Consider the following 14,090-nt stretch of genomic DNA (forward strand, 5'->3'; position numbering starts at 1 on the left):
CTTTCAGGCGGTCGAATCGAGCTCGCCGGGATTTGCAGTTGGTTCGGAGCTGTCGCCGGATCTGGAGGTGCGGCGCGGATCGGAGTCAAAAATCAGGCCCAACGCATCGGCGCGGGCGTTGTCGGCGGCGATCTCGCGGTCGACGTCCTCGGCGTCGTAGCCGTTGGCGGAAATCGCTTCCGAGCGACTCATCACGCCGGCGCGGATCGCCGTCAGCATGGCCTTGAACTCCTTTTGCGGATCGACCCACTGCCAGCCCTGGGGAATCCACTTCACCTGGAGGTACTGCCGGCGGCGCGCGGCACTGCCACGCGCGAACCCGGGCGCCTCGATCGCGCCGGCGAGCACCGCCTGCTTCATCCAGGCGGCCCAGACCGGCCGGCACAGCTGATGGACCAGCACCGAGTGCTGGATCACTTCGCAGCGGCGCCGGAACTCCAGGAGGCCGGCGCGGATCGACGAGTAGTTCACGCCCGTCAGATCGCCCGTGAGTTGCTCGTAGGTGATGCCGAGCGCCGCGGCCACGGCCCGGAACTGCGTGCGCAGGAATTCGGCGTAGGAGCCGCCCACGTCGGCCGGGTCGGAGAACTTGATGTCTTCGCCCGGCTCCAGGATCTGCATAGTCCCGGGCTCCAGGCCCGCGAGCGCTGCGCCAGTGGCGTCGGCCGCGCCCTCCCCCATCAGGTTGTCCTCCGGGTTCTGGCGGGTGACGAAGCCGGCGAACATGGCGGCGGTTTTCTTGCGCACCAGTTCGGCGTCGTCGTATTGGTCCAACTCGTTGAGCTTGACCAGCGCTCGGGACAGCCAGGGCTCGCCGCGGATCTGGCCGGGACGCAGCACCCGGTAGAGGTGAATGATCTCCCGGGCGTCGACCCGCACCGTCTCCAAACCACCCTGGCCGGACATCGGCGCCAGGCGACCATCGTCTGGGTGCGACCGGTACAGGTGGTAGGCCACACGGCGGCCGAGCGCGTCAAACTCTATGCCGGAGCGCACGGCATTGCCGGACTCCAGATCGGTGTTCAGGTGCATCGGCAGGTGCTCGGGCTCGAGCACCTGCAACTGCAATGGGACCACCAGGCCATCCTCCGGCCGGCGCGGCCGCAGCCGGATCAGGCACTCACCGCCTTCGAGCATCGCCCGGCAGGCGAGCGCCTGCAGGCCATAGAAGTCGGTCTGGCCGGCTGCATCGGCTTCTTCCGTCCAGTCGCGCCACAGCGCCTGGACCTCAGTCTTGAAGCGTTCGTCGCTGGACAGGCTTTGCGGTTTGATGCCGGTGCCCACCGCGTTGGCGACGAAGGCTTCGATGCCGGCCTGTGCCCACGCGTTGCGTCGCACCAGGTCCCGGCTCTTGCTGCGCAGCTCCGTGTTGGTCGCCAGCAGCGCGGCCACCGCGCCGGGATTGCCGGGCGTCCAGGCGAGCGAGCGGCGACCGCGGCCAGCCGCCTCATGGACCAGAGGCTGCCCAAACAGGCTGCGCAGTTTGGAGGTCCAGGACATTAGAACCCTTTGGAGGTTGTCAGCCGGATCTGGCGCTTAGGAATCGCGCCCGTCTGGCGGGCGAGTTCGGCTTCGACCGTTCGGATGGCAGACTGCAGCTCGTCGACGGAGCGGTACTCCACCGTCTTGTCCCCAAAGCTCACGCGCCGCTCGCCAGTGGCCAGTGCGCGCTTGAGCGCATCGAGCTGCGCGGTGGTGTAGGGCATCTCGTGTCCTGTTCTTTCATCGGGTAAGCCAGGGGCTCTTGATCACGCGCCGTCCGGGCGTGCGGGTCCCAGAAGCAGCAAGGCCACCGGGGTCGGTGGCCTTGCCTGGTTCGAGCGCCTGAATCGGTGGTGGGGGCTGTGGCTGTCGATCGAGGCCGAGTTGTCGTTCCAGCTCGCGCCAGTGGCGCTCCTCGAAACGATCCAGGCCTGCAGCCGAAGCGGCAGCGCGGGCGTAGACGTAGCAGTCCAGCGCCTCATTGCGCTCGCGCATCTTTTGCCACTCGCGGATGGCAAAGCCATTGCGGTCACGGCGGGTGATCAGCTGCTCGGCGCACAGCTGCTGGATGTACTCCGCATCGATCCTGGGCAGGTGAACGAATCCGGCCGGATACGTGGTCGTGATGCCGTCCTCGGCGACGTCGGCTGCCTTGCGTAGGTTGTTGTAGAACTCCAGCTTGGCGATGCCGACTGCGACCGAGAACACTTTGATGCCCCGGCGCAGCTTCTTGCCGCCTTGCGTGACATCCACGGCAGTGGGAGTGCCGATCAGCGCCGCACCACGCGCCGCGCCCTTGACCGGCATCACACGCGGATCGCGGCAGGCACGCACGAAGCTGTAAGCCTCCTGGGTGGCGAAGCCAGTGTCCAGGGCGAAACGGGCCAGTGGCAGCGCCGCTCCGCACTCGTGGGTCCAGGTCTCGGCCAGCATCTCAGCCAGGCGCTTCCAGACTGCGTCGCGCGCGGTGTCGCCCATCAGCACCCGGTGTTCCACCAGCCACGATTCCTTGCCGCGGCCGAAGGCCCAGACTGACGCCTCGAGGCGATCCTTCTGCACGTCGGCGCCGCCCACCAGGAGCAGGCCGCCGCTGGGAACGGTGCCGATCCGGTAGTCCTCCCGGCGTTCGACCAGCCGCTGCCAATCCGGCGCTTCCCCCTCCTCGACCCAGGTCTCACCCAATTCGGTGTTCTTGAAGGTCTTGATCGCAGCCGCGGATCCGGACTCCTTGTTCACCGCGCTTTCCCACGCCGCGGCCGTGTCACGCCAGCTGCGCCAGCCGACCGGGCTGTACAGGGACGACAGGTGAAAGCCCGCCGTCCTCGTCGTGCCTTTGCCGGCTGTATCTGGCGCCATGGCCCGCCACTCGCCCTGCTCCAGCATCCAGGTCTTGTGGTGCTCGGCAATCGGCACCTCGCAGGATTCACAGATGTAGGCCGCGGTATCGGGCGCCCCCTTGGCCCAGCGCAGCTGCTCGAAGCGCAGCCACTGCCGGTGGTCGCAGTGCGGACAGGGTACGAAGTAGCGGCGCTGGTCCGATGACTCGTACTCTCGCTCAATGGCGCTCGCCCCCGAGATCGTTGGCGTCGAGACAATGAAAATCTTTCGGCGCGCGAAGGTGCGCGTGCGCGCCTCGGCCAGCGAGATGGCGTCGCCTTCGCCCTCCACATCCAGTGGGTAGCCGTCGACCTCGTCCAGGAACAGGTAACGCACCGGCATCGAGCGCAGGCCCACCGCGCTGTTGGCGCCGGTCATGACCAGCACCCCGCCGCGGAATTCCTTGGCCAGAATGGTGTTGCCCGAGTCACGTGAGCGCGCCGGGGCGATCAGCTCGGTGAGGGCCGCGGACTCCTCGATCAGCGGGTCGATGCGCTGCTTGGAGTTGCGCTTGGCCATGTCCACCGTTGGCCAGACCGCCATCATCGGTCCCGGAGCGTGGTGGATCACATAACCGATCCAGTTCGATCCCATTTCGGTGTTGTGGGTCGGGATCCATCCCTTTCCACACAGAAACAGGTGCTTGGGCGAATCCACTGCGATACAGCGCACCGGCACCGAGTCGACCGGGCGAATCGCGACGATGGCGCGCCTGCGACTCTTCCACGGCCGTCCGTGGGCGATCGATGTCATGCGATCGACCTTGCGCCCCAGCCGGAACATCGGCTCTTCCCGGTACGCGGTCCAGGACACCCGCCACGCCTCACCACTGGTTGAGTCCCTGCCATTGATGCGCGTGCGCTTGGGCGGGCTCTGGTACACCGCCGGCTTATAGCCGAGGCTGCGCAGCAACTCGACCATCGCATCCACCAGCCGTTTGTCGCTGTTCCCAAATTCGCAGCGCGATCCGTCCGGGGTGATGCTGCCGTCGCTGTCCATCAACCCGCGCACCAGATCGAGACGCTGTGCGCGCCCTGCCCGCATGTACGCCGCCGGCACGTGCTTGTTGCAAAGCAGGTCCAGCTTCCGGAGCATGGTGGTGAACCAGGACGAGCCGCAGCCCGCCGCCGCAACGCCATCGTCGTCGATCACCCGGAACGTCGGATCGATGACGACGTTGGCACACCGGCCTTTACGCCACGTCGGGAGGCGAAACAGCGCCTGAACGCCGCAGTCGGCCAGATGCTGCACGATTTCGGTGTCGTCTTCATGAACGCTCACGTGGTTCATCCACGCGGATCCATCCCCCAGCCACAGTCCCAGCAGATAAGGGTGGATCGGCAAGTGTCGGTCCGGCAGCTCAATCGGCGTGGTGACATCGATCGAGTAGCGCCAGCGCTTGCCGTTGTCAAAGCGCTCCCGGCCCAGCATCTCAGCCGTTGTGACCACGCGCTCCTTCAGGCCGGCATGACTGAACTCCCGAACCGGCCAGCGGTGCTGCGCATCCGCCACCACGCGTTCGCCATCTTCGAACTCAAGCTCGTAGCAGGCGCGGTCGTACAGCACCTCTGACATACCGAGCACCTGCACCGGCCAGCCGTCTGGGTCAAACACGTAGTCGCCCGTGGCAACTTCGCCCATGGTCGTCCAGCCCTGTGGCGTCGGTATCGGCGTCGACAAAGCCAACGGGGCGCCCAGCTGCGCCGCTTTCATGAACACCACCCGCTCGACCGGCGAGGTGGGCGACAGGCAATCCATGATCGCCTTCAGGTAAGGCGTGCGGCTGGTGCGCCAGCGGCCCGGCTCGGCAGACGCCTTGCTGGAAAGCATGCGGTGCCGGTCCGACCATTCGGACACTGTGAGCAGCGGATCCGGCGTCAGCCCTTCGCGCCAGGCGCGCTCGATCTCGGCCGCGCCTTCGTAGTGTTCGATGATGTTCGCCTCCGGCATCAATCCACTCGCGGGCGCAGCTCGCCCAACTCCTGTAGGTGCTCCCGCACTGCGGCCTCCAGGGCCACGTGCATGGCGTGCGCGTCGCAGCCGAGCGTGGCGGCCAGCTGCGCGGAGATCCGCGCCGGCCAGTTCAACCAGGCATCGCGCTCGGTGCGCGCCAGCTTGAAAACATGGGCGATCGCCTGCGGCCGGTCGACCAGCTCCCCCTTCAGGCGCGCCAGCCGCACCTTGTTGGTCTGGGCCTTGACGACTTCGTTGACCGTGCGGGCCTGTAGCAGCGAAGTGCCGCCACTGGGCGGCGTCGGCGCGTCTGCGCCAGCCTCCGGCACCGCGACCTTGACCGCTTGCTTACGGGTGCCCGCCCGCGGTGTGTCGGTGTTACGTGCCCATTCGACGTCGGCCCGGTCCGGGTCGATGGAGCCGTCCGCCTCGGGCGTGATCCGACCTGCGCGAATCGCCTTGTGCACGGCGGTGTCGGTGACCCCGCGGTGACGTGCGTAGGCGCGGATCGAGATTCCCATGGGTGGTTTCAATCATTTTTTCGGTACCCGGCAGGGGTTGGAGTCCGCCGTAGGCCACACCTGATGGGGGCCGGCGGGAATCAAGCAAAAACGCTTGGCTCGCCTGGAGAACAGCGCGTTCATCACGTCACTCGATCAACAACCGAAAGGACCAACGATGAACACCACGTCCCCCGACATGCTGGCCACCAAGCTGGCGGAAGCGGCGCTGACGGTGCTGGTGCGCACCTGCCGTCAGGAGGTGACCGCGGCCAGCCGCGACGAGCTCGAAGCAGCCTGCGCCGCGATGCGCGCCAAGAGCCGCGCTGTGATGGGGCAACTGCTGGACGACGCGCGCGCCGCGCCCTGGGTGGCGGAAGCCGCCTTCCACGCCGCCGCCCTGGATCTCGCGCAGGCCGGAATCGCCGCGTTGCGCAAGCGCTGAAGCGAAGCCGCGAAGCCAAGCAGAAAGCGCTTGGCTCCATCGCCGAACAGCGCGTTCATCACGTCACCCGATCAACCACCCGAAAGGACAGCAAATGAGCACCACCCAACTGACCCCGGCCCAGCACGCGATCCTGGCCTACGCCCTCGAACACACGGAGGGCAAGATCGAATGGTTCCCCGACAACATCAAGGGCGGCGCCCGCAAGAAGGTGCTCGAAGGCTTGGTCAACCGCGTCCTGATCACCGCATCCGGCTCGGGCTGGTTGGTGGCCGCCGAAGGCTACGACGCGATGGGGCGCGCCCGTCCCGCTCCCGCTCCCGCTCCCGCTCCCGCTCCCGCGCCTGCGCCTGCGCCTGTGCCCCTTCCGGCAGACCCCGAGATCGAAGCCGCTGTTACGGCAGCCGAAGCCGAGTGGGCGAAGGACAAGGCGCCCGACCAGGTGCAGGCGAAGCCGCGCACCCGCGAGAACAGCAAGCAAGCCAGCATCATCGAAATGCTCAAGAGGCCCGAGGGCGCAACGATTGCCCAGATCGTCCAACTCACTGGATGGCAGACGCACACGGTGCGCGGCACCTTTGCCGGCGCCTTCAAGAAAAAACTCGGGCTGACCATCGTGTCGGAGAAGGCCAAAGGCGAAGAGCGTGTCTACCGGATCGCCTAATCCGAAAAATGATCGAGAAAGAAGCCAACACCGCTTGGCTTCTCCATCGAACAGCGCGTCACTACCGATGTCGCAACGATCAACCTCCAGGGAGCCCGAGATGACCACCATAAAACCCATCCCCGCCACCCAGAACGAAGGCTGGGGTTTCTGGGGCACGATGAACGAGCAGGCCAGCGCAGCATGGCCCGTGGCGATGGCCGCCGTCTCGGATGCCACGGGCCAGCCCCTTGAGTCGGTGCGGATTTTCCTGGACAGCCGCTACGGTCGCCACTTCGCGAACGACGTCCTCAATCAGCAGGACGCCGGCGCCGGTCTCGCCGACGCGATCAACGCCACCACCCAGCGATGGATGGCCTGGAAAATCGGACGCCTGACGACCCGGGACTACGGCATCCCCCGCGGCCTGCCCTATCTGACGGGCTTTGTGATTCACTGCGTGATCGCGGAAGAATCGCTCTGCGACTGATCGTCGAAGGCCACGCCGTCCGATTCCCGGATGGCCTGCTTGCCGGTCCAGTCCTGCCAACGGCGCACGATCACATCGACGTACTTAGGGTCGAGCTCCATCAGGCGCGCGAGCCTTCCCGACTTTTCGGCGGCGATCAGCGTGGTGCCCGAACCGCCGAACGGGTCCATGACCACGTTGCCCGGGCGGGTCGAATTGCGGATGGCGCGCTCTACCAGTTCCACAGGCTTCATCGTCGGGTGCAGATCGTTCTTGTGCGGCTTCTTGATTTGCCAGACGTCGCTCTGGTCCCGATCGCCACACCAGTGGCGCGTCGCACCTTCGGGCCACCCGTATAGGATCGGCTCGTACTGGCGCTGGTAGTCGGCGCGTCCCAGCGTGAAGGTGTTCTTCGCCCAGACGATGAACGTCGACCAGTGGCCGCCGGCGGCGCGAAAGGCAGCTTGCAGAACATCTAACTCGCTGGAGGACATCGCCACGTAGATCCCGCCGCGACAGGATGCGATCGTCGGGGTCAGCGCTGCCAGCAAAAAGTCATAGAAGCCATCGCCCAGGTTATCGTTCAGGATCGCACGGTCCTTGCCGCGCATCTTGTCCTTGGCGCTGTTGGCGTAGTTCACGTTGTACGGCGGATCGCTGAACACCATGTCGGCCGATTCACCCTGCAGCAGCTGCTCATAGCTCTGGGCTATGGTGGCGTCACCACACAGCAGGCGATGACTCCCTAGCACCCATACATCACCGGGGCGGGAGATCGGTGTCTCGGTCACCTCGGGCACGGCGTCGTCGTCGGACTGGCCTTCGGCGTCGGCTTCATCGCCCGCCATCAGTTCTGCCAGCGCGTCGGCGTCGAAGCCGGTGAGCGAGAGATCGAAGTCGTCGTCCTGGAGGGACGCAAGCTCGATGCGCAGCATGGCCTCGTCCCAGCCTGCGTTCTCCGCGATGCGGTTGTCGGCGATCACCAGAGCGCGCCGCTGCGTCGGGCTCAGGTGGTCCAGCACCACCACGGGCACTTTCTCCATGCCGAGCTTTTGGGCGGCAGCGAGCCGACCATGGCCAGCGACGATGATGCCGTCGCTGCCCGCCAGAATTGGGTTGGTGAAACCGAACTCCGCGATCGAGGCGGCGATCTGCGCCACCTGATCACTTGAGTGGGTACGAGCGTTTCTTGCGTACGGCAGCAGTTTTGCCGTGGGCCACTGCTCGATCTTGTCGGCGAGCCAGGAGGCACTCATTGCGCAACCTCCGCTGCGGCCAGTCGCTCGGAGGCGACCGCATCGAAGCTCTTGCCGTTTGAAAGCAGCGTGACCGGCACACCGGGAAAGTTCTGCTGGAAGCGCTTGATGGCGACGTCGACATACTCGGGCGCGATCTCCACGGACCGGCAGTGGCGACCCGTGCGCTGCGCGGCGAGCATGGAGGTTCCTGATCCACCGAAGGGTTCAAACACGATGTCGCCGGGATTCGAGTACGCCTCCAGGATGAGTTCCGGCAGCGCCACCGGGAACACTGCAGGGTGGTCGATGCCCTGGCCGATCTTTCCCTTGTGTCGCATCACGCGGATGACCGAGTCGGGGATCCGGTGGTCCTGCGTTGGCTGGCCGGCATGCGTCCAGCCGCCCACTTCACCGTCCTTGCTGCGCATCGCCGTCGACGAGCCATCGGCGCGCAGATGCGATTCCTGGCCGGCGTGCTTGCACGGCACGATCTTGTTCGGTTTGCGGCTGGCGCGATTGAAGTGAAAGACGAACTCGAAGCTGGGTGCAAAACGACCCGCCCAGTCGCCGGGCATGCCCGGCCCCTGGTCCCAGACGTACCAGGCAAAACGCCGCCAGCCCTGCGTGCGCATCCACGACAGCCAGCCGTCCCAATACGGAACCACTTCGTTGTTGCGGTGAATCAACCCTAGGTTGACCAGCACCTGGCCATCCTCTGCCATCGGCACACGCGCGAACACGCCGCGCATCAGGCCATCCCAATCGGCGACGCCGCCGCTGGTGTAATCGCGCTGGTTGCCGTAAGGCGGCGAGGTGAAACACAGGGCGGCCTTTTCGCCTTGCATCAGCGTCGCGACCACGCTCGGATCGTTGGCGTCGCCGCAGATCAACCGGTGGGGGCCGAGCGCCCAGACGTCGCCCACGCAAGACACCGGCGCAGGCGGTACGTCCGGCACGTCGTCTGCGGCATCGGACTCATCGTTCTGTTCCTGTTCCTGGTCCTGCTCGGTGCTGTCGCCCTCGCCCGACATCTGTCCAATCACCAGGGCTTCGATCTCGGCGTCCTCGAAGCCGGTCAGCGTGAGGTCGTATCCGGCTCCGTGTAGCTCCGCCAGCTCGAGCGCCAGCAGTTCATCGTCCCACCCGGCATCCAGCGCCAGGCGGTTGTCGGAGATGACGTAGGCGCGCTTTTGCGACGGCGACAGGTGCGCGAGTTCGATCACCGGCACCTCTGCGACACCCAGCTTGCGCGCAGCGGCGAGCCGCCCGTGGCCAGCGATGACGCCGTTGTCGCCGTCCACCAGCACCGGATTCGTCCAGCCGTACTCGACGATGCTGGCGGCAATCTTGGCCACCTGCGCGTCGGTGTGCGTCCGCGGATTTCGGGCGTAGGGGATCAGCGCGTCGATCTGGCGGTACTCGACGTTCAGCATGTTCAGAATCGAGTCCTCAAACAAGGCGCAGCCCGCACAGGATGCAACCTGTGTCGTGCCGCGAAGATCGGAAGTAGAAACGCCTCCGCGAGGGGAGGCGTCGGGCCAGCAATGCGATCGCTGGCGGGGCTAGAAAGGACATGGCTGCAAACCTGCAAACCCCGCAAACCTCGGTTTGCAGTCGGACGCTAGGCGAATGCTGCGCTCGTCCCCCCCGCATTGCGAAATGCGGAGGAAGGACCCCTTTTTCCTGTGGGGGTCGGCGCCCACTGCGCTCACCGCTGTCCTGACCGTGCCGGAATATTACGGCAGAACACCCCGATTTGTTGCACGCCGCGGAGTGCGTCTGCTCCGCTCTCTCGCGCACCAACAGCGACTGCGCCGACCAATCGCGCACAAATCCGCCGAATCACTCGCCGCGAGCGTGCCGCCACGTCATCGACGGGTACTGACGGATTCGACGGGTCATGTCGAATCCTCCCATGAGGTGTGCGCGCGTCACGCGCGCGTAAGAGACTTACGACGTAATCCGTCGAATCCGTCAGTACGCCGTGCCGGCGTGCTCGCCGTTCCAGCCCGCCGCCAGGTGAAGATGCCGCGGCACAGCCCCTGTCGCCGCCTCTCCGCCGACGCGGTCTGACGCATCGGACGTGAAATAACGTTACTCCTCTTTATGTGCGCACGCGCGCACGTGTAGCAACTTAACGTTGTGAAAAGTCGGCTGCGTCAGACTGCGCCAGGAAATCGAGGTGTTCGTCTTCGAAAGTCTCGGTGGCCGTTACACGGACGCTGGAACGCGCGGTGATGGTAGGGTGCTTAAGGGTAAAGCCGTCTTTCAGATTCCGGGATTCCTTGCAGCAATAAGAACTTCGCGCAGATACGGGGCACAAGATCAAGGGGAGTATCGGGTCCGTTGCCTTCGATCGCTGGACGCTGCATGAGATTCAGGAAGCCGTAGAGGCGATCAAGTATCCCGACCTGAACCTGCCGGCAGTCTCCCCGCATGCCGACGAGGGCACAGCCCACACCCTCCAGAGGCCCGAGGAGCGCGTGAAGAGCCCACGTCAAGGCCACCCTCACCCGACCGTCTGCGAGCGCCTGCAGCGGCCTCTGAAGGGCCTTACCTGTCACGGTGACAAGTTCCCGATGCCACAGAAGTTGTGGGAGGAATAACGTGGCTCCAGACTGGCGGCGTTCACTGGCCGATACACTCGGCCCGCACCCCATCAGCGGGGAATCACATCATGGCCTCGCGCTAAAGGTTTCGCTGAAGGACACCGCGGCCAGGACATGTAGCATTCCCCCGACGGCGGTGCCGAAACACGATGCCAAGGCGGCCTTCGGTTCGGCCGCCCGCGATCGTGCGGGCGACGACGTAGGCGATGCCGTGACCCGGCGTGACGGCGAGAACAATCGCGTCCGCCTCAATCCTGGTTCCGAGTCGCGGCCATCGCAACAGACAGGGCTGTATCGCCCCGCTCCTGCAGTGCGTCCACCGCACCGTCCAAGTCGCGCGGCTCGCGGTTCTGGCCCAGCTTCCTCTTGCCTTCCAGACGTGTGATGTCGACTTCGATGCCGACGATCATCTTCAGCATGGCGTCCAGGTAGTCAGCGGGCGCGTCCCCCATCTTCCACGGCCGCGGCTGCGCCGATTCGTGCCGCCGCGTCAGGCGTGCCACGACGCCGCGGACGAACTTCTCGTCGTCGATGATCCTCAGCCTTCCGTGGACGTGGACCACCTCATAGTTCCACGTCGGCACATGCCGATGCGTCTCGTGCTTGCTCGGGTACCAGTTCGGTGAAATGCAGCCCTGCGGTCCGCGGAAGATCACCATGACCTCGGCGCCATCGCGCACATTGGTCCACATCGGGTTGGCACGCGCGACGTGGCCCTGCAGCACCCCATGCGCGCCCCGGGCGGGGTCTAACATGAATGGGATGTGGTTCGCGTCGAGGCCTTGGTCGGTGAGCGTGACGATCGCCCCCAAGGGGTGCTCTTGCACGATGCGGTGGAGATGAGCGGCACGCTCCTCGACAAAGTCTGCGGGTCGGTACATGTTGGGGGCTGGCTCCGGGTAGTTCTTAGTATCGAGAACCCGTGGCATGATGGAAATAGCCAGTTTTCGTCGTTTTCGATGTGCCAGTTTCCCGCCTTTCACCATGAGCGATGACGCCCGGCGCGGCCGGGGCCGCGCGCTGTACGAGGAAATCCGGGCGCGGGTGCTCGATGGCACGCATGCGGCCGGTACGGCCTTGCCATCGACCCGGGCCCTGGCGGCCGAACGGGGACTGTCGCGCACGACTGTGAGCGCGGTCTACGACCAGCTGGCGGCGGACGGCTTCATTGAGACCCGCGCCGGCGCGGCAAGCCGAGTTGCCGAGGGCGTTCGCCCACGCAGCATGGCGTCTGCGCGACCCGAGCGCAGCACGGCCGAGGGAGCTCCCGCGCTGAACTCCCGGCGGCTGTCGGCGGACCGCGGGATTGCCGAAGCAGCGTACAGCCTCGAGTGCACGCTCGCCCTGCGCGGTGGGTCCGACCCAGATGCCGGCCATCGCCACCACCGGCTGCAGTTGCAGCTGCGGCGGCACGAAGGGCGCGGGAGGTGCGTTCACGAGCGCCACGACCAGCGAGAGTTCCTCGGGCGCCTCGCGCGTGAGCCGCTCGTAATGCGCGAGCACCTGGGGTGCCTGGGAGGCTGGGTACATCACGAAGCCGGCGTACATCGGCGGGACCTGATGCAGGCGGAAGGTGAACCTGGTCACCACGCCGAAGTTGCCTCCCCCGCCGCGCAGCGCCCAGAACAGCTCGGTGTTCTGGTGCTCGTTCGCCACGCAGATGCTGCCGTCGGCCAGCACGACCTCGGCGTCGATGAGGTTGTCGCAGGCCAGCCCGTACTTGCGTGACAGCCAGCCGATGCCGCCGCCAAGCGTGAGGCCGGCCACGCCGGTGTGCGAGATCTCGCCCCCGGGAGATGCCAGGCCATGCGCCTGCGTGGCAGCGTCGTACTCACGCAGCAGCACGCCGGGCTCGACGGTTGCGAGCCGCCGCGCCGGATCGACGGCCACCGACTTCATCGGCGACAGGTCGATCATCAGTCCGCCTTCGCAGACGGACCAGCCGGGGATGCTGTGGCCGCCGCCCTTGACGGCGAGCAGCAGTCCATTGGCGGCGGCGAAGCGAACGGCCGAGGCGATCTCGGCTGAGGTTGCGCAGCGAACGATGAACCCGGGTCGTCGGTCGATGGCGCCGTTCCAGACCGATCGGGCCTGGTCGTAGCCATGATCGCCAGGGCGCAGCACCTGGCCGAGCAATCCCGGGACCGGGCCGATGGAGGGGTTGAGAGCTGTTGTCGTGGTCATGCGCCGGGATGGTCGACGCGCGGTGGCGGCCCCGCCATCCCTGGCCTCGGGGATTCTGTGCGGGCGCCCCCTTCGGCAGAATGTCCGCCATGGCCAACAAGCACCTTGCCATCGACCGCGCGATGCGCGGTGTGCTCGACGTGTGCCGGCACGTCACCACCCCCGCCAGCCTGTTCGTGGGCGTGCATGAGGCACTCGAAAAATACGTGCCGGTGGACCGCTGGTGCGCGATGACGCTGGATCCGGCCACCTCGCTGCCCACCGGCGGCGTGCACGAGAACGGGTTCAGCGCCGCTGGCGGCGAGCGCGTGCTGCGACTGGAGTACGGCGGCCAGCCCGACGTGAACGCCCTGGCCGACCTGGCCCGCAGCAAGGCGCACGTGAATACGCTGGCTGCCGCCACGCGCGGACAGGTGGAGGCCAGCGCGCGCTTTCGCGAGGTGATCGAGCCGGAAGGCTTGCGCCACGAACTGCGGGCCGTCTTTCGCGACCAGCACGGCGCCTGGGCGGCCATGGTGCTGCTGCGCGCGCCCGACCGCGAGGACTTCAGCCCGCCCGAGGTCGAGCTGCTGGCTGCGATCAACGAGCCGCTCACGCGGACGCTGCGCCGGTTGCTGCTCCTGGCCGAAATGCAAGCGCGCGCTGAGCCTGGCGCTCCAGGCCTGATCCTGCTGGAGCCCTCCACCTCGATCGAAGCCGCGGGGGAATGGGAGGTGCGTCACGCCAGCTCCACGGCGCGGCAGTGGCTGGAACAGATCGACGACAGCTCGACCGGGCCGCTGCCCTACGCCCTCTATTCGCTGGCCATGTGCGCCGCTCGCGAAGGTCATGCGGCCACGCGCATCCGCTCCCGCTCAGGCCACTGGCTCACGGCGCATGCGGAAGCGGACCTTGCCGCGTGTTCCAGCATCTCGATCATCTTGCAGCCCAGCCGTCCGCACGAGATCGCGCAGATCCTCGCCGGTGCTTACGGCCTCACTGCGCGCGAGGCCGAGGTGGCGCGCCTGGTGGCGGCCGGCTGTACCAACGAGGAGATCGCCAGGCTGCTGTTCGTGAGCGGGCTGGTTCATGTAGCTCACGTTACAGAAGCGGCGGGCCGCCGCTTGACTCTTAGGCGGAGAGGAAGGAATTCATGCGCCGCCACAGATCCACGATCAGCGCCACAAGCTATGTGAAATGTGTTCCGCCGA

Annotated in this window: 12 protein-coding genes and 2 pseudogenes; 5 read left to right on the plus strand and 9 right to left on the minus strand. The window is 66.3% G+C overall.

Translation table 11 applies throughout. The features are described from left to right. Nucleotides 1–3: 3 nt before the first annotated feature. From JI739_RS19745 to JI739_RS24595, 4 genes are read right to left on the minus strand one after another with little or no spacing between them, the layout of a single operon-like run. A complete protein-coding gene (locus JI739_RS19745) occupies nt 4–1,500 on the minus strand; it encodes a phage portal protein (protein ID WP_201685650.1) in 1,497 nt (498 codons plus the stop codon). Continuing rightward, nucleotides 1,500–1,706 carry a phage head-tail joining protein gene (locus JI739_RS19750; RefSeq protein ID WP_201685651.1) on the minus strand — a complete coding sequence of 69 codons (207 nt, stop codon included), beginning with the start codon at nt 1,704–1,706 and terminating at the stop codon, nt 1,500–1,502. The genes JI739_RS19745 and JI739_RS19750 overlap by 1 nt, the downstream gene beginning before the upstream one ends. Nucleotides 1,707–1,722: 16 nt before the next feature. Then, on the minus strand, nt 1,723–4,809 hold the full coding sequence (locus JI739_RS19755; protein ID WP_236589891.1) for a terminase gpA endonuclease subunit: 3,087 nt from the start codon (nt 4,807–4,809) through the stop codon (nt 1,723–1,725). Next, the gene (locus JI739_RS24595) at nt 4,809–5,333 is read right to left on the minus strand and encodes an elements of external origin (protein WP_236589892.1); all 525 of its coding nucleotides are present in this window, start codon (nt 5,331–5,333) and stop codon (nt 4,809–4,811) included. The genes JI739_RS19755 and JI739_RS24595 overlap by 1 nt, the downstream gene beginning before the upstream one ends. A 157-nt stretch (nt 5,334–5,490) precedes the next feature. Between JI739_RS24595 and JI739_RS19760 the strand changes: the two genes are divergently transcribed. From JI739_RS19760 to JI739_RS19770, 3 genes are all read left to right on the plus strand, one after another. Beyond that, nucleotides 5,491–5,757 (plus strand): hypothetical protein, encoded by a 267-nt coding sequence (locus JI739_RS19760; protein ID WP_201685652.1) that lies wholly within the window; start codon nt 5,491–5,493, stop codon nt 5,755–5,757. A gap of 94 nt (nt 5,758–5,851) precedes the next feature. After that, nucleotides 5,852–6,421 carry a DUF3489 domain-containing protein gene (locus JI739_RS19765; protein WP_201685653.1) on the plus strand — a complete coding sequence of 190 codons (570 nt, stop codon included), beginning with the start codon at nt 5,852–5,854 and terminating at the stop codon, nt 6,419–6,421. A 100-nt stretch (nt 6,422–6,521) separates the two neighbouring features. Beyond that, nucleotides 6,522–6,890 carry a hypothetical protein gene (locus tag JI739_RS19770; RefSeq protein WP_201685654.1) on the plus strand — a complete coding sequence of 123 codons (369 nt, stop codon included), beginning with the start codon at nt 6,522–6,524 and terminating at the stop codon, nt 6,888–6,890. On the opposite strand, the gene JI739_RS19775 is transcribed toward JI739_RS19770, so the two are convergent. The 4 genes and pseudogenes from JI739_RS19775 to JI739_RS19785 form a co-directional block, all read right to left on the minus strand. Continuing rightward, on the minus strand, nt 6,854–8,125 hold the full coding sequence (locus JI739_RS19775; protein ID WP_201685655.1) for a site-specific DNA-methyltransferase: 1,272 nt from the start codon (nt 8,123–8,125) through the stop codon (nt 6,854–6,856). The genes JI739_RS19770 and JI739_RS19775 overlap by 37 nt on opposite strands. Beyond that, nucleotides 8,122–9,546 carry a site-specific DNA-methyltransferase gene (locus JI739_RS19780; protein WP_201685711.1) on the minus strand — a complete coding sequence of 475 codons (1,425 nt, stop codon included), beginning with the start codon at nt 9,544–9,546 and terminating at the stop codon, nt 8,122–8,124. The genes JI739_RS19775 and JI739_RS19780 overlap by 4 nt, the downstream gene beginning before the upstream one ends. Nucleotides 9,547–10,818: 1,272 nt before the next feature. Beyond that, nucleotides 10,819–10,969 (minus strand): annotated as a pseudogene (locus tag JI739_RS24890) (LysE family translocator); the annotation flags it as partial. After that, nucleotides 10,965–11,597, minus strand: coding sequence for an FMN-binding negative transcriptional regulator (locus JI739_RS19785; protein ID WP_201685656.1), 633 nt, complete (start codon nt 11,595–11,597; stop codon nt 10,965–10,967). The pseudogene JI739_RS24890 and the gene JI739_RS19785, both read right to left, overlap by 5 nt. A gap of 103 nt (nt 11,598–11,700) precedes the next feature. Here JI739_RS19785 and JI739_RS24600 point away from each other — a divergent pair, with 103 nt between their 5' ends. Continuing rightward, nucleotides 11,701–12,444 carry a GntR family transcriptional regulator gene (locus JI739_RS24600; protein WP_236589914.1) on the plus strand — a complete coding sequence of 248 codons (744 nt, stop codon included), beginning with the start codon at nt 11,701–11,703 and terminating at the stop codon, nt 12,442–12,444. Here the strand turns inward: JI739_RS24600 and JI739_RS24605 are convergent. After that, nucleotides 12,382–12,900 (minus strand): annotated as a pseudogene (locus JI739_RS24605) (FAD-binding oxidoreductase); the annotation flags it as partial. The gene JI739_RS24600 and the pseudogene JI739_RS24605 overlap by 63 nt on opposite strands. 89 nt (nt 12,901–12,989) lie before the next feature. Between JI739_RS24605 and JI739_RS19795 the strand changes: the two are divergent. Continuing rightward, nucleotides 12,990–14,075 carry a helix-turn-helix transcriptional regulator gene (locus JI739_RS19795; protein ID WP_201685657.1) on the plus strand — a complete coding sequence of 362 codons (1,086 nt, stop codon included), beginning with the start codon at nt 12,990–12,992 and terminating at the stop codon, nt 14,073–14,075. Nucleotides 14,076–14,090: the final 15 nt, after the last annotated feature.

Source organism: Ramlibacter aurantiacus (assembly GCF_016722895.1).
GTDB lineage: Bacteria > Pseudomonadota > Gammaproteobacteria > Burkholderiales > Burkholderiaceae_C > Ramlibacter > Ramlibacter aurantiacus.

What these genes read in the sequence shown, in the direction of transcription:
- JI739_RS19745 (WP_201685650.1), bottom strand. Translation starts at nt 1,500, where the DNA reads ATGTCCTGGACCTCCAAACTGCGCAGCCTGTTTGGGCAGCCTCTGGTC.
- JI739_RS19755 (WP_236589891.1), bottom strand. Translation starts at nt 4,809, where the DNA reads ATGCCGGAGGCGAACATCATCGAACACTACGAAGGCGCGGCCGAGATC.
- JI739_RS19760 (WP_201685652.1), top strand. Translation starts at nt 5,491, where the DNA reads ATGAACACCACGTCCCCCGACATGCTGGCCACCAAGCTGGCGGAAGCG.
- JI739_RS19775 (WP_201685655.1), bottom strand. Translation starts at nt 8,125, where the DNA reads ATGAGTGCCTCCTGGCTCGCCGACAAGATCGAGCAGTGGCCCACGGCA.
- JI739_RS19765 (WP_201685653.1), top strand. Translation starts at nt 5,852, where the DNA reads ATGAGCACCACCCAACTGACCCCGGCCCAGCACGCGATCCTGGCCTAC.
- JI739_RS24600 (WP_236589914.1), top strand. Translation starts at nt 11,701, where the DNA reads ATGAGCGATGACGCCCGGCGCGGCCGGGGCCGCGCGCTGTACGAGGAA.
- JI739_RS19750 (WP_201685651.1), bottom strand. Translation starts at nt 1,706, where the DNA reads ATGCCCTACACCACCGCGCAGCTCGATGCGCTCAAGCGCGCACTGGCC.
- JI739_RS24595 (WP_236589892.1), bottom strand. Translation starts at nt 5,333, where the DNA reads ATGGGAATCTCGATCCGCGCCTACGCACGTCACCGCGGGGTCACCGAC.
- JI739_RS19795 (WP_201685657.1), top strand. Translation starts at nt 12,990, where the DNA reads ATGGCCAACAAGCACCTTGCCATCGACCGCGCGATGCGCGGTGTGCTC.
- JI739_RS19770 (WP_201685654.1), top strand. Translation starts at nt 6,522, where the DNA reads ATGACCACCATAAAACCCATCCCCGCCACCCAGAACGAAGGCTGGGGT.
- JI739_RS19785 (WP_201685656.1), bottom strand. Translation starts at nt 11,597, where the DNA reads ATGTACCGACCCGCAGACTTTGTCGAGGAGCGTGCCGCTCATCTCCAC.